Raw genomic sequence first — 12,855 nt, 5'->3', positions numbered from 1 at the left:
CGCTCACCGAAGTACGTCCACGTACTCAAATTGCCTTGGAGTCCGTCATGGTTACCACCGCAACAAACGCCGCCCCGCTCATCGAAAAACACACCATCGGCTACGTGCCGCCCGAAGATCGCCACGGCAAGACCCGCGACCTGTTCACCCTTTGGTTCGGCGGCAACATCGCCCCGCTGCCCATCGTCACCGGCGCCCTTGGCGTGCAGATGTTTCACCTCAACCTGGTGTGGGGCATCGTCGCCATCCTCGTCGGCCACCTGGTCGGCGGCGTGCTGATGGCGCTGCACTCGGCGCAAGGTCCGCAAATGGGCATCCCGCAAATGATCCAGAGCCGCGCCCAGTTCGGCTCCCTCGGCGCGCTGCTGGTGGTGCTGATCGCCGGCATCATGTACATCGGCTTCTTCGCCTCCAACATCGTCCTCGCCGGCAAATCCCTGCACGGCGTGGTCGACAGCGTGCCGGTGCCGGTCGGCATCGTCATCGGCGCCCTCGGTTCCGGCATCATCGGCATCATCGGCTACCGGTTCATCCACGTGCTCAACCGCATCGGCACCTGGGTGCTCGGCGCCGGCATCGTGCTCGGCTTCGGCTACATCTTCACCCACGTACAGACCGCCGACTTCCTCACCCGTGGCAGCTTCAACATCTCCGGCTGGCTGGCTACCGTGTCGCTCGCCGCGCTCTGGCAAATCGCCTTCGCCCCCTACGTCTCCGACTACTCGCGCTACCTGCCGGCCAACGTGCCCGTGGCCGCCACGTTCTGGACCACGTATCTGGGCACCGTGCTCGGCTCCAGTCTCTCGTTCATCTTCGGCGCCGTCGCCGTCCTCGCCACCCCCGTGGGCATGGACACCATGGACGCGGTCAAGCTCGCCACCGGCTCCATCGGCCCGTTGATGCTTGTGCTGTTTTTGCTCAGCGTCATCAGCCACAACGCCCTTAACCTCTACGGCGCCGTGCTGTCGCTGATCACCCTGGTGCAAACCTTCGCCTACCGCTGGATCCCGACCGCCAAAAGCCGCGCCGTCCTCTCCGTCATCGTCCTCGCCGCCTGCTGCTTCGCCGCCGTCGGCGCCTCCGCCAACTTCATCGGCCACTTCGTCGACATGGTGCTGGTGCTGCTCGTGGTGCTGGTGCCGTGGACCGCGATCAACCTGATTGACTTCTATGCGATTCACAAAGGTCAGTACGACATCAACTCGATCTTCAAGGTCGATGGCGGGATCTATGGACGCTACAACCCGCAAGCGTTGCTGGCGTATGCGATCGGGATCGCGGTGCAGATTCCGTTCATGAACACGCCGCTGTACGTCGGGCCAATCTCCGAACACATCAACGGCGCTGACTTGTCCTGGCTGGTCGGCCTGCTCATCACCTCACCGCTCTACTACTGGCTGGCCAATCGCGACACCGCCTACAAACGCCGCCTCTCCACCGGAAAACTCGCCAACTCGATCTAACTCACCCCGCAATCCCTGTAGGAGCGAGCCTGCTCGCGATGAGGCCCTGTCAGCCAAAACAGATTTTCCTGACAGGTTCCCCTCGCGAGCCTCCTGCTTATGCTCCGACATTCAATGAACCCAGCCAGCGTCTGATTAACAGTGCCTCGCTCGCCACAACAGGTAACGCTCTTATCATCCCAACGCACTCAACAATTCCAAGGCGCGTCATCAACAGCATCGATGCCGTATTGCGCGCGGGCCTTGGCCTGCGCCTGCGTATCCACCATGGCAAGCGCGGCCAGGACGATGTGATAGCGATCCACTTCAAAAAAATCGCGTAATGCCGAGCGTGTGTCGCTACGGCCGAAGCCATCAGTCCCCAGGCTATTGAAGGACGCCTGCACATAGGGCGCGATCAGTTGCACATAACCACGGACATAATCACTGGCCGCAACGATCGGAACAGGTCCCGGCAGGCAGGCTTGCAGATGGCTCGTGAGTTCGAAGTCCCCGCCGAACAGCTGCTGACGCTGCACTTCACGGGCGTCGCGGGCCAATTCGGAAAAACTGCTGACACTCCATATTTCGCTGCTCAGTTGCCATTGTTGGTTGAGAATCTGCGCCGCCGCGATCACTTCGCGCAAAATCGCGCCCGAGCCCAGCAGACGGACTGCGGGCACATCGGCGCCCACTCGCTCGTACAAGCGCATGCCCCGGATGACGTCCTGATATTGGCTCGGTTCAAGTGACGCCTGAACGTAGTTCTCGTTGGTCACTGTCAGGTAGTAAAACTCGTCCTGTTGCTGCTCGAGCATGCGTCGACACCCATGATCAATGATCACGGCGGCTTCACTGGCAAACGCCGGGTCATAGGCCCGACAGTTGGGTACCGTCGATGCAATCAACTGGCTGGTGCCATCCTGATGCTGAAGCCCCTCCCCGGCCAACGTCGTCCGCCCGGACGTGGCGCCAATCAGAAAGCCTCGCGCCCGCTGATCGGCGGCGGCCCAGATCAAGTCGCCGATGCGCTGGAATCCGAACATGGAGTAATAGATGTAAAACGGCAGCATCGCCTCGCCGTTGACGCTGTAAGACGTTGCCGCAGCAGTCCATGAAGAAATGGCGCCGGCCTCGGTAATGCCCTCCTCCAGCAATTGCCCGTCGGTCGATTCCTTGTAGTACAGCAAGGCACTGGCATCTTCCGGCTCATACAGTTGCCCGACCGCCGAGTAGATGCCGATCTGGCGAAACAGATTGGCCATGCCGAACGTGCGTGCCTCATCGGCGACGATGGGAACGATGCGTGGCCCCAGCTGCTTGTCCTTGATCAGGTGTGTGAACAGTCGCACCACGGCCATGGTGGTTGAAATTTCTCGTTCATCGGCACTCAACGCGAAACGGGCATAGCTGTCGAGCGGCGGGACTGTGATGGCCGCCGCCTCGCTGCTGCGCTTGGGAACGTAGCCGCCCAACGCACGACGTTGCTGATGCAGATAACGCAACTCGGGGCTGTCCTCTGCCGGTCGGTATAAGCGAAGCTCTTCCACCGCCTGATCGTCCATCGGCAAGGCGAAACGATCACGAAAGGCTTTCAGCGCTTCGACATCGAGCTTTTTCTGTTGGTGAGCGGTATTGCGCGACTCACCGATCTGGCCCATGCCATAACCCTTCTTGGTTTTCGCCAGGATCACGGTCGGCCGGCCCTTGTGTCGCCTGGCGGCATCGAAGGCCGCGTGCAACTTGCGAAAATCGTGTCCGCCCCGGCGAAGGGCGTCGATCTGCTCGGGGCTCATGTCTGAAACCAGCGCTTGCAGTTGCGGGTCCTGATCAAAGAAATGACTGAGGTTGTAAGCACCGTCATTGGCGCCCAGGGTCTGGTACTGCCCATCCACCATTTGCGAGAAATGACGCAACAACGCTTGCCCATGATCCCGGGCAAACAGGGCGTCCCAGTCAGATCCCCACAGCACTTTGATCACATTCCAGCCGGCACCGCTGAAGAGCGACTCCAGTTCCTGGATGATCTGGCCGTTGCCCCTGACCGGACCGTCCAGGCGTTGCAGGTTGCAATTGATCACAAAGGTGAGGTTGTCCAGGCTCTCCCGTGCCGCGAGTGAAAGCGCAGCGATTGATTCGGGCTCGTCCATCTCGCCATCGCCAAACACGCCCCACACCCGGCGGTTATCCGTCGATGCGATGCCGCGATGCTGCAAGTAACGCAAGAAGCGCGCCTGGTAAATCGCATTGATGGGGCCGATGCCCATTGAACCCGTAGGAAACTGCCAGAAGTCAGGCATCAACCAAGGGTGCGGATAAGAGCATAAGCCGCCACCGTTGACCTCTTGCCGATAGCGTTCCAGCTGCGTCTCTTGCAGGCGCCCTTCGAGAAAAGCCCGGGCATAGACGCCGGGCGCGGAGTGGGCCTGGAAGTACACCAGATCGCCCCGCCCCTCGGCGTTATCGGCACGGAAAAAATGATTGAAGCCGACCTCGAAAATCTCTGCGGCCGAGGCAAAACTGGCAATGTGGCCGCCAAGCTCGCCATAGGGTTTGTTCGCCCGCGCCACCATCGCCAGGGCATTCCAGCGAATGATCGAGGTGATACGTTCTTCCATCACCAGGTCGCCGGGGTAAACCGGTTGCTGCTCCAGCGCCAAGGTGTTCTGGTAAAGCGAATGGGCATTGGACGCCGATTGAATCCCGAGGCGGTTGGCTTGCTCGGCCAGACGCTGCAGCAAGAAGCGGACTCGCGGGGCGCCTGAGACCCTGGCGACACCCGCCAGGGCGTCAAGCCATTCGTTCGTCTCGATGACGTCAATGTCTTCGTGGACCGGTGTTGCAGCCGGTGGCTGTTGCGCAAAATCTTTCACAGCAGAGCCCTCGATACATAGGACTGACCATCAGACGCACCGGGTGCGTCTGGCCGATTGAACAGGCGGATGCGGCACTGACTCACTCTAAGTCGAAACTTGCTCAAGGAATATAAGTTGCAAAGGCTCGGCCAGAAGGTCGTCGCTGGCCGCGGCAAAGCGCTGAAAGTACGGCGTGGCAAAATGCGCATCGAGTGCAGCCTGATCCGTGAAGGCTTCGCGCATGAAGAACGTGCCGGGCTCATCCTGTCGTTCAAACAACACGTAATCCAGGTTTCCCGGCTCCGCTCGTGTCGGTTCGACCAAGGCCAGGAGTGCTGCTTTCAAGGCCTCTTGCTGACCCGCTTTGGCCTTGAGTACCGCAATCGATACCCGTGCTTTTTCAATCTCAACCATGACCCACTCTCCACATTAAAATCATCAACACAGTCGGGCCCTGGACTTGAAGAAGCATGAACAGGGCCTTCGCAAAAGGGCGGTGCCTGGTCAGCGGGTCGGCGCCGGCGCAGCACCAATTTTCAGGCGCATCAGGCTATAGGGTTTGACCCGTTGATCCTGACCGGAACGGAACGCCGCCTGGCGATGCAGCTGGTTCGCCGTGAAATACAGATAACCATCGGGGCCGATGGACAGCGTATCGGGCCAGAGCAAGCGCGGGTCATGCACCAGCGTTTCCCAGCGCCCATCAGGCAGACGCTTGCGAATGGAATTGTGTTCGTAATCACCGGCGTAGATCGCCCCGGCGGCGTCGGCCTCCAGACCATCAGAGGCGCCTTTTTCGCCCAGGTCCTGCACCGCCTTGACCAGTTGCTGCTCGCTGACGCGTTTGTCGTTTAACAGTGCGGTTGGAACGGAGTAAAGATGGCGGCTGGATAACGGCGTGAAATACAGCGTCTTTCCATCGGCCGACAGGGCGATACCGTCCGAGGCCACGCCCAGAGGTTTGCGCGTACCGCCCGCCCCGTCGACCATCACCGGGATGCCTTCAACGACCGGAACGAAATCGGGGGCAACGGAGGTCGCCGCCGCGCCACTCAAACGGCGAATGGCCTGCCCGGTGGCAATGTCCATGACAATAATTGCCCCCGGACCGCTCAGGGATGAATCGGTGACATACACGGTACCTTCTGCGCCTTTGCGAAAGTCGAAGCGCATGTCGTTGACATAGGTGCTTGGCAACATGACGTTGTCAGGGAACACCAAGCGCTTGACGATCCGGTTGGTCGCCAAGTCTACGGCCATCAGCTTTGCCCCGCCTGGAACCGGCTTTGAAAATCCGGGAGCCGCCGTATCCAGAAGCCAGACGCGTCCCTGACCGTCAGCCACCACACTTTGCACGCTGATCAGGCCGGCGCGTGGGTCACCTGGATGTTCCTTGTTGATCGCCAAGTCGGGATACGCCACCACCTGACCGTCACGGATCTCACCGACGGTAAACGGTACGTTGTCGCCCCAGCGCGGAAAATTGACGAAAATCCGCCCGGTCTCCGTCACCGTCACGCCCGTCGGCATCGCATCGTAAAACGCATGAACCTGTTCCAGTTGGCCGAAGGCTTTATCGGCCGGTGCATCTTCAGGCAGTTCGTTGGCGGTGACGCCATACGCCAACGATGCCGTCAGCGTCGCAGCGGAAAAAACGGCCAGTGCCACGGGCAACCACTTTCTTTTATGCATAGTGCGCTCCTGATGGATCAGCCAGGCTGTCCATCTGTCATTGCCGGTGGGTGATCAGAAACCTTCGAGAACGATCTTGCCCTTGGCCTTGCCACTCTCCACCAACGCATGGGCGCGGCGCATATTGGCGGCGTTGATGGTGCCGAAATGCTCGCCGAGCGTTGTTTGAATCAACCCTTCATCGATCAGGCTGGCGACACGATTGAGCAGGTGATGCTGGTTAATCATGTCCGGAGTTTCGAAGAGCGATCGGGTAAACATCAGCTCCCAATGCAGGGACAGCGACTTGGTTTTGAGCGGCATCACATCCAGGCTTTGCGGGTCGTCAATCACCCCCAGACGCCCTTGCGGACGCAGCATTTCAACCAGTTGCTGAAAATGGATTTCAGTGTGGGTAAGGCTCGCGATGTAACTGACAGACTCCAGGCCCAGTGCCTGCAATTGCGCCGGCATCGGTTGATGGTGGTCAATCACATGGTGAGCGCCGAGTTGCCTGACCCAGTCGGCTGTTTCCGGGCGCGATGCAGTCGCGATGACCGTAAGGCCGGTGAGCTGGCGGGCCAGCTGAACCAGCATCGAACCGACTCCACCGGACGCCCCGACGATGAGCAAGGTTTCCCCTTCCCCCGATTGTTCCGCGACGCCTAGGCGCTCGAACAAGAGTTCCCAGGCAGTGATCGTGGTCAACGGCAAGGCTGCGGCCTGGGCGGCGCTTAACGTCAGCGGCTTGCGGCCGACAATTCGCTCATCCACTAGATGAAACTCACTGTAGGTCCCGGGTCGCACGATGGAGCCTGCGTAAAACACCTCGTCGCCGGGCTGAAAAAGCGTCACCTCGCAACCCACTTCCCGGACGATACCTGCCGCGTCCCACCCCAGTATTTTCGGTTCCTTGGCGAAAGTGCCGGCGCGAACCTTGGTATCGACGGGGTTGACTGAAACGGCCCGCACTTCCACCAGCAGATCCTGGGGGCCGGGCGCAGGTTTAGGGACCTCGGCGTCCTGCAGGGATTGAGGATCTTCAATCGGTAAGCCGTGTTGGGTAAACGTAATCGCTTTCATGGACACTCGCTGACTAAGGGGTTGATGCCTGACGTTGCGAGTAGTTTTGTCTTCCCCACGGCAAAGAAAAACCGGCAGAATGCGCCAACACTTTCACTGCTGGAGTGAAAATGATCCGTATTGATGACCTCGGTCTGTTTCTTCGCAGTGCGGCCTTGGGGAGTTTTACCGCCGCAGCGCATGAGGCCGACCTGCTGCCGGGCCAGGTCGCTGCCGCGATCAAGCGTCTGGAGCGAGAATTGAACGTGCGTCTGTTCGCACGGACAACCCGAAGCCTCCGTCTGACGGCCGAAGGCGAGCAATATTTGCCCACCGCGCTGTCAGTGCTTGAGGCCTTGAAGCAAGGACGCGAAAACCTGCGCGGTGAAAACGCCCGCCTGCAAGGGGTGCTTCAAGTCTCCGCGCCGTCGGATCTGGGACGTAATGTGCTGTTGCCTTGGCTTTCGGCATTCCGACGCGAACACCCAGCGCTCAGCCTGCGCTTTTTCCTTTCCGACCAGGTGGCCGACCTCTTTCGCGATCCGGTGGATGTCGCCATTCGCTATGGCCTGAACGAAGACGCTAACTACATCGCGTTGCCGTTGGCGCCGTGGAATCGGCGCGTGCTGGTCGCATCGCCTGACTATGTGGCGCGAAACGGCAGTCCACAGGCACCGGAGGATTTGCTGGATCACGCTTGCTTGCTGTATCTGCAAAACGGCCGAATCTACGACAAATGGAACCTGGGCCACCGCACCGTGCAGGTGTCCGGGCCGCTGTTCAGTGACGACGCCGACATCGCCCGGCGCTGGGCCATCGAAGGCGAAGGCATCGCCTACAAATCCTGGCTGGATGTGAGTGCGGATGTCATGGCAGGACGGCTCGTGGTGTTGATGGAGAATCATCAGGGTGAGGGTTTACCGCTGAGTCTGGTGTGCGCGCACCGCAAACAGGTGTCCCCGGCAGTTTCCCGGCTCCATGCATGGTTGACGAGCCAGTTCGTTACGCTGAAGCCTGTTTGACGTGGTCAGGGCTGCAGCATTCGCGTTTTCCAGCGTTGAGACCCGCGTACTTGACGCCTCACCTCATTAAGTGGGAAAACGTGCACGGCCCAAACGGAAGCATTGGCGTACGACACGAATCAAGGAAGACTCATGAAAACCCTAGTGTGTTTGCTGATCGCCACCGGCGTCGGCACTGCGCTGCAATACGCCGGTATCCCCCACGGCCTGTTGCTAGGCTCGATACTCGCGAGCGCGTTGATCGCCAGCAATCTGCGATTTTCCCCCACCCTGCCCTTCGGCCTTGGCTACGTGCAAATCGTGCTGGGGATCGCGACCGGTCTGATGTTCACCTCGTGGGACAACCACACCGTGGCGGCCATGTTGCCCAGCCTCGGATTCATGCTGCTGTGCCTGATGATCCAGAGTTCCGTGGCCGGTTTCTGGTTGTTCAGGGTCTCGGGCTGGAACCTCAAGGACTCGCTGTTATCCGTGTACCCGGGCGCACTCGCCGCCGTGTTCGACTTGATCGAATCTGAACGTGCGTCCAGCAAAGTGATCGTCGTGCACCTGGTCCGCCTGTTGTCGATCACCCTGCTGGTCAGTTTTTGCATTCCCGGGCACATCGACGTCGCGCTTGCCCAGAGCAGCCCGCTAGACGTGAGTACGGCGCTGACCCTGCTGTCGCTGATCGCCTTGTGCCTGTTGCTCGGCCGCGTGCTGTTGAGCGTCGGCGTGCCGGCGCCGTTCATGCTCACCGCCATCGTGCTCACCGCTGCCTACATCAAGCTGGGTTACCTCCAGGCGTTCCACCTGCCGCAGTGGAGCGTCGACTCCGCCTCCGTGCTGATCGGCGTGCTGATTGGCTCTAAATTCAAGGACATCAGCTTCGCCGAGCTGGTCCGCCATGGCCGCGCCGGGCTGCTCGCCGTCGGCCTCATGTTGCTGATCGCCGCCGCGTTTGCCGGCGTGGCCGGGCGGGTGCTGGGCAGCGATCCGCTGTCGTTGTGGCTGGCGTACATGCCGGGCGCCATTGAAACCATCGCCATCGTCGCGTTCAGTGGCGGGCTGAACGTGGTGTTTATCCTGACGCATCATTTGGTGCGAATGGTCGTGCTGCACTTTGCCCCGGCGCTGATCGTGCAGGCGCGGCGCTGGCGGGCAGAGTGATTGCCGAGAACGGCTGATTTTTTTCGGAGCGCTTGCCACCCACTTTCAGCGGAACAGAGCCTAGGAAAATGAAGCGTGATGCTTGGGAAATGTCCTACATCGGTAGCGGACATCTCTCGTTAGTGTTCCGGCTCCATCTCGATAGGACACTGTCTTATGTCTCTGTTCAAACGTTCGGCTACTGAGTTGTTGGGTACGTTCTGGCTAGTGTTTGGTGGTTGCGGCAGTGCGGTTTTCGCGGCGACGCTTCCAGGCGCGGGGATCGGTTTTCTGGGCGTTTCCCTGGCGTTTGGTTTGACCGTGCTGACCATGGCGTTCGCCATCGGCCACCTTTCCGGCTGTCATCTCAACCCCGCGGTCTCGGTCGGATTGGTGGTGGGTGGAAGGTTTCCGGCCAAAGAACTACCCGCTTATATCCTCGCCCAAGTGTTGGGCGGGGTGATAGCAGCGGGCCTGCTGTACTTCATCGCCAGTGGCAAACCCGGCTTCGACCTGGCCAGCGGCCTCGCGTCCAATGGCTACGGCGAACACTCTCCAGGTGGCTACTCGATGGCAACGGGGTTTGTCACTGAGTTGGTGATGACCGCGATGTTTATTCTGATCATCCTCGGTGCCACCGACAAACGTGCACCTGCTGGCCTGGCACCGATTGCTATCGGTCTGGGGCTGACCCTGATCCACCTGATCTCGATCCCCGTCACGAATACCTCGGTCAATCCGGCGCGCAGCACAGGCCCGGCACTGATTGTCGGTGGCTGGGCGATTCAACAACTGTGGCTATTTTGGCTGGCACCGATGTTGGGTGCCGTCATTGGTGGCGTGACATATCGCTGGCTGGGTAAAGCTAACCGTTAACCGGTGTGCAGCGGGCGATGATCTGTCTTGTCGACAGGGCGAGGCGCGAAACCATCGTCATCGGTCATTTCTGCGCAGCACCGCAACGCCTCCCACTGTGGAGGCGGTTTGCTTTGTGCTGAGGGGAGGAAGGACTAAACGGGAGAGATTGTGGCCAGGGCACCAATCAAAATGGTTAACACCAGAAATCCGCCGAGGAAAATTGCCATCTTGCCCATAGGGCCTCCTACATTATGAGTTTACGGTGCAGTGACTGCGCGACTGCGGACCGTGCTGTCATTGTGAGCGGGCGGCTGGGTACATTACAGAGGCAGATGGCGAAGGAAAATACGGATCAGATCGATTAATCGGCAGCTACCGAGCAGCTCATTGTGGCGAGGGGGCTTGCCCCCGTTGGAGTGCGGAGCGCTCCCAAAAATCTTCAATAGGTGCCGAGATTTTGGGGCTGCTACGCAACCCAACGGGGGCAAGCCCCCTAGCCACATAGCCCCCTCGCCACAGGGGATGGTGATTTACGCCTTCGGCTCGACGTTATCCAGCGCCTGGTTCACGGCCAATTCTCCCAACATGACCACTTGCGTGATCCCCAGCAGGGTCTTGCGGTGTGAGTTATCCAGTAACGCGGCGAAGTTGCTGAGCATGGTGGTGGCCGAGCCCAGTGATTCGCTGGCGTTGGCCAGCAGGGATTCGGTGTCGTACTTGGGGTTGGCGAGGAACATGGGTTCGGGTTCGTGGGGGCTTGCCATAATGTGGGCCCCCGGGTTGAGGTAGTGGTCGAGGGCGCGCTCGGCGGCTTCGTGGAGTTTTTTTGAATCGAGGGATTCGTAGGGGGATGCCGGATCGGTCTCCGGTGGGTTTGGCGTTGGTTTGATCATAGATGGAACTCCTGGATAACTAATGAGGAGCCATCACCCTTCGCTACCAAACGTAGGGTGGCGGCCATACACAGGTTGGTAGACCGGTCCAGGAACCCGGCGCCCCCGAAGGAGCCCTGCGCATGGCCACCATAAAAACAGAGATAAAAACGACCTCTGCAAAAGGTGGTGCTATGCGCCTGGACATACCGGGCTACCAAACCCGATCACTGTTTTTCAGTGACCCAGGAACGATAAAACCCATGCCCCAGACGCACAAGCCGGCGGATTCTGTCTTACGTGTAGGGAGTGGCGCAAGGCGTTGTAGCCTCCATGCGGTAACAGCAAGCTTCATTTAAACGTGTCTGATTTTTTGTTTAAACGGGCTGCGGGCAACCCTCACTCGGTCGTCACTTCAACAACCACCGCGCCATCAACCGCGTCGTCAACGGCATCAACCAATACACCATGTTGAACGACACCAACCCTGCAACCGTTACCTTGAATACCCAGACCGGCCATCGCAGATCAGCCAGTTCAAGCAGCATCGCCAACCCCCACGGCAAGAACACCGTCAACGGCAAAACGATCAACCACGACAGCACCCATTGCTTCCATCGCGCAACAGTCACCCGACCTTGCACTGGTTCAAACCAGAATTTCGAATCATCGTCAGTACGGTGATAATCCTGCCGCAACCAAGGCAAGGACTCGCGCAACAACGCATGACGAACCTGGGATTCCAGCCACGCCACAACGTGCCCCTTACTCACGAACCGCAAAATGATCGCGTAACGCAGGTGCGAGCCAACAGGCATGACCACGTCCGTCGCCAGGTAACCCGGAAACTGCCGATGCGCGTCGATGGCCTTGTTCATCCATTGCTCATACAACGCCTGATGCTGTGGATTGACCTCATGCACAATCACGCTGACGCCAATCTCGGCGTCAATGCTCATGCCTGCTGCCGCCTGAGCAGCGCCCGCTGGTAAATGCGTTCGCGCGCCAGAATCATCGGGTCGTCACTCGGTGCAATGCCGTCGGTCAAGCGCCCGGGATTGAAGTCGAGGCGCTGCTGGGCGGATTGTTGCTGTGCGGCAGGAACAAGCGCATCCAGGGTCAGAATCCCCAGTTCAACTTCATCGTGGCTGCGCGGCCATGGGATCGAACCGTCCTCGATGGCATCCCCAGGCGCCGACAATTGCACCACCAGACGCAACTTCACAGCGCCCCTGCCCAACCGAGCGCTGATTTCGTCCTGTAAATAATCCGCAGGCATCGCGGCGGCTTGCTGCTCATTCAATGCCGGTTCTGCCCGCAACGGTTCAATCCGGTAGCGACCGACATGCGCTTCACCCTGACGGTTGGTGAACACCAGGGCGTTGATGCCGAAGTACTCGATACCGGCGTAACTGCTCGGCGCGGGCTTGGGCGTTTGAAGGAAATGTTCGGCGCGGGGATGACTGGCCAGAAAGGTTTGCAGCGGCAGCGGGTCCGGCGGCGTAGCGAAGTTGGCGGCGATGCCTTGCAGAAAACTCAGGAAGTCTTCGGGTGTGGCCACCGGGAAGCCGTCGAACGAGTGGGTCACGATATCGGTGAATTCACCGTCCGGCAGGGTAAAACGAATGGCCAGGCCATGAGGGCTGGCCATCGGGTCGCCGTCCTCGGTGGCGGGTACGCCGCTGAAATTGGAGAACCGCAGCAACACCGGCACCGGTTGCCCCTGCAAATGGGCCGCCCGGCTCAGTACCGGAGCGGGCGGCGACGCCATGAAGGTTCCGCTGAGCAACACACCCTTGGCATGGGTCGCGCGAAAGCCCGGGTGATGGCCGAACGTCGCGGTCAGCGCGTCAAGTAACGCGTCGTAAAGTCTGTCCTTGGACATGGGGGCACTTCTCATGGGTGACACATCATGCTCGTGGGCGGCAAAAGCGGAGGGCGCGGT

Annotated in this window: 11 protein-coding genes; 4 read left to right on the top strand and 7 right to left on the bottom strand. The window is 59.9% G+C overall.

Translation table 11 applies throughout. From position 1 onward, the window contains the following. The first annotated feature begins 47 nt into the window (after positions 1-47). Positions 48-1,463 carry a cytosine permease gene (locus K0F88_RS23340; protein ID WP_094467816.1) on the top strand — a complete coding sequence of 472 codons (1,416 nt, stop codon included), beginning with the start codon at positions 48-50 and terminating at the stop codon, positions 1,461-1,463. Positions 1,464-1,651: 188 nt separating this feature from the next. Here K0F88_RS23340 and mdeB read toward each other — a convergent pair whose 3' ends face one another. The 4 genes from mdeB to K0F88_RS23320 form a co-directional block, all read right to left on the bottom strand. Beyond that, positions 1,652-4,315 carry an alpha-ketoglutarate dehydrogenase gene (mdeB, locus tag K0F88_RS23335; RefSeq protein WP_219096672.1) on the bottom strand — a complete coding sequence of 888 codons (2,664 nt, stop codon included), beginning with the start codon at positions 4,313-4,315 and terminating at the stop codon, positions 1,652-1,654. A gap of 87 nt (positions 4,316-4,402) precedes the next feature. After that, entirely contained in the window at positions 4,403-4,711 is a 309-nt protein-coding gene (locus tag K0F88_RS23330; protein ID WP_094467847.1) for a putative quinol monooxygenase, read from the bottom strand. Positions 4,712-4,801: 90 nt separating this feature from the next. After that, on the bottom strand, positions 4,802-5,989 hold the full coding sequence (locus K0F88_RS23325; protein ID WP_219096670.1) for an L-dopachrome tautomerase-related protein: 1,188 nt from the start codon (positions 5,987-5,989) through the stop codon (positions 4,802-4,804). A 54-nt stretch (positions 5,990-6,043) separates the two neighbouring features. Beyond that, positions 6,044-7,051: a zinc-binding alcohol dehydrogenase family protein gene (locus K0F88_RS23320; RefSeq protein WP_219096669.1), complete on the bottom strand. Its 1,008-nt coding sequence runs from the start codon at positions 7,049-7,051 to the stop codon at positions 6,044-6,046. A gap of 110 nt (positions 7,052-7,161) precedes the next feature. Here K0F88_RS23320 and K0F88_RS23315 point away from each other — a divergent pair, with 110 nt between their 5' ends. The 3 genes from K0F88_RS23315 to aqpZ all read left to right on the top strand — a co-directional run bounded on the left by K0F88_RS23315 (position 7,162) and on the right by aqpZ (position 10,056). Further along, positions 7,162-8,052, top strand: coding sequence for a LysR family transcriptional regulator (locus K0F88_RS23315; protein ID WP_094467830.1), 891 nt, complete (start codon positions 7,162-7,164; stop codon positions 8,050-8,052). Between the two features lie 132 nt (positions 8,053-8,184). Beyond that, complete coding sequence (locus tag K0F88_RS23310; protein WP_094467818.1) at positions 8,185-9,201, top strand: AbrB family transcriptional regulator; 1,017 nt, start codon at positions 8,185-8,187, stop codon at positions 9,199-9,201. 156 nt (positions 9,202-9,357) lie between these two features. After that, positions 9,358-10,056 (top strand): aquaporin Z, encoded by a 699-nt coding sequence (gene aqpZ, locus K0F88_RS23305; RefSeq protein ID WP_219096668.1) that lies wholly within the window; start codon positions 9,358-9,360, stop codon positions 10,054-10,056. A gap of 512 nt (positions 10,057-10,568) precedes the next feature. Here aqpZ and K0F88_RS23300 read toward each other — a convergent pair. From K0F88_RS23300 to K0F88_RS23290, 3 genes are all read right to left on the bottom strand, one after another. Beyond that, on the bottom strand, positions 10,569-10,931 hold the full coding sequence (locus K0F88_RS23300) for a DUF6124 family protein (protein ID WP_094467820.1): 363 nt from the start codon (positions 10,929-10,931) through the stop codon (positions 10,569-10,571). 389 nt (positions 10,932-11,320) lie between these two features. Continuing rightward, positions 11,321-11,869 (bottom strand): hypothetical protein, encoded by a 549-nt coding sequence (locus K0F88_RS23295; protein ID WP_094467821.1) that lies wholly within the window; start codon positions 11,867-11,869, stop codon positions 11,321-11,323. After that, the gene (locus K0F88_RS23290) at positions 11,866-12,795 is read right to left on the bottom strand and encodes a catalase family peroxidase (protein WP_094467822.1); all 930 of its coding nucleotides are present in this window, start codon (positions 12,793-12,795) and stop codon (positions 11,866-11,868) included. The genes K0F88_RS23295 and K0F88_RS23290 overlap by 4 nt, the downstream gene beginning before the upstream one ends. Between the last annotated feature and the right edge of the window lie 60 nt (positions 12,796-12,855).

Origin of the sequence: Pseudomonas sp. UMAB-40 (assembly GCF_900095275.1) — a bacterium.
GTDB classification, from domain to species: domain Bacteria; phylum Pseudomonadota; class Gammaproteobacteria; order Pseudomonadales; family Pseudomonadaceae; genus Aquipseudomonas; species Aquipseudomonas mandelii_B.
The sequence above is the reverse complement of the archived record's forward strand: the minus strand, read 5'-3'. Positions and strand labels throughout refer to the sequence as shown.

Bases quoted from the DNA above. Each gene is read 5' to 3' on its own strand.
- K0F88_RS23340 (WP_094467816.1), top strand. From the start codon at position 48: ATGGTTACCACCGCAACAAACGCCGCCCCGCTCATCGAAAAACACACC.
- K0F88_RS23330 (WP_094467847.1), bottom strand. From the start codon at position 4,711: ATGGTTGAGATTGAAAAAGCACGGGTATCGATTGCGGTACTCAAGGCC.
- K0F88_RS23325 (WP_219096670.1), bottom strand. From the start codon at position 5,989: ATGCATAAAAGAAAGTGGTTGCCCGTGGCACTGGCCGTTTTTTCCGCT.
- K0F88_RS23320 (WP_219096669.1), bottom strand. From the start codon at position 7,051: ATGAAAGCGATTACGTTTACCCAACACGGCTTACCGATTGAAGATCCT.
- K0F88_RS23315 (WP_094467830.1), top strand. From the start codon at position 7,162: ATGATCCGTATTGATGACCTCGGTCTGTTTCTTCGCAGTGCGGCCTTG.
- K0F88_RS23310 (WP_094467818.1), top strand. From the start codon at position 8,185: ATGAAAACCCTAGTGTGTTTGCTGATCGCCACCGGCGTCGGCACTGCG.
- aqpZ (WP_219096668.1), top strand. From the start codon at position 9,358: ATGTCTCTGTTCAAACGTTCGGCTACTGAGTTGTTGGGTACGTTCTGG.
- K0F88_RS23300 (WP_094467820.1), bottom strand. From the start codon at position 10,931: ATGATCAAACCAACGCCAAACCCACCGGAGACCGATCCGGCATCCCCC.
- K0F88_RS23295 (WP_094467821.1), bottom strand. From the start codon at position 11,869: ATGAGCATTGACGCCGAGATTGGCGTCAGCGTGATTGTGCATGAGGTC.
- K0F88_RS23290 (WP_094467822.1), bottom strand. From the start codon at position 12,795: ATGTCCAAGGACAGACTTTACGACGCGTTACTTGACGCGCTGACCGCG.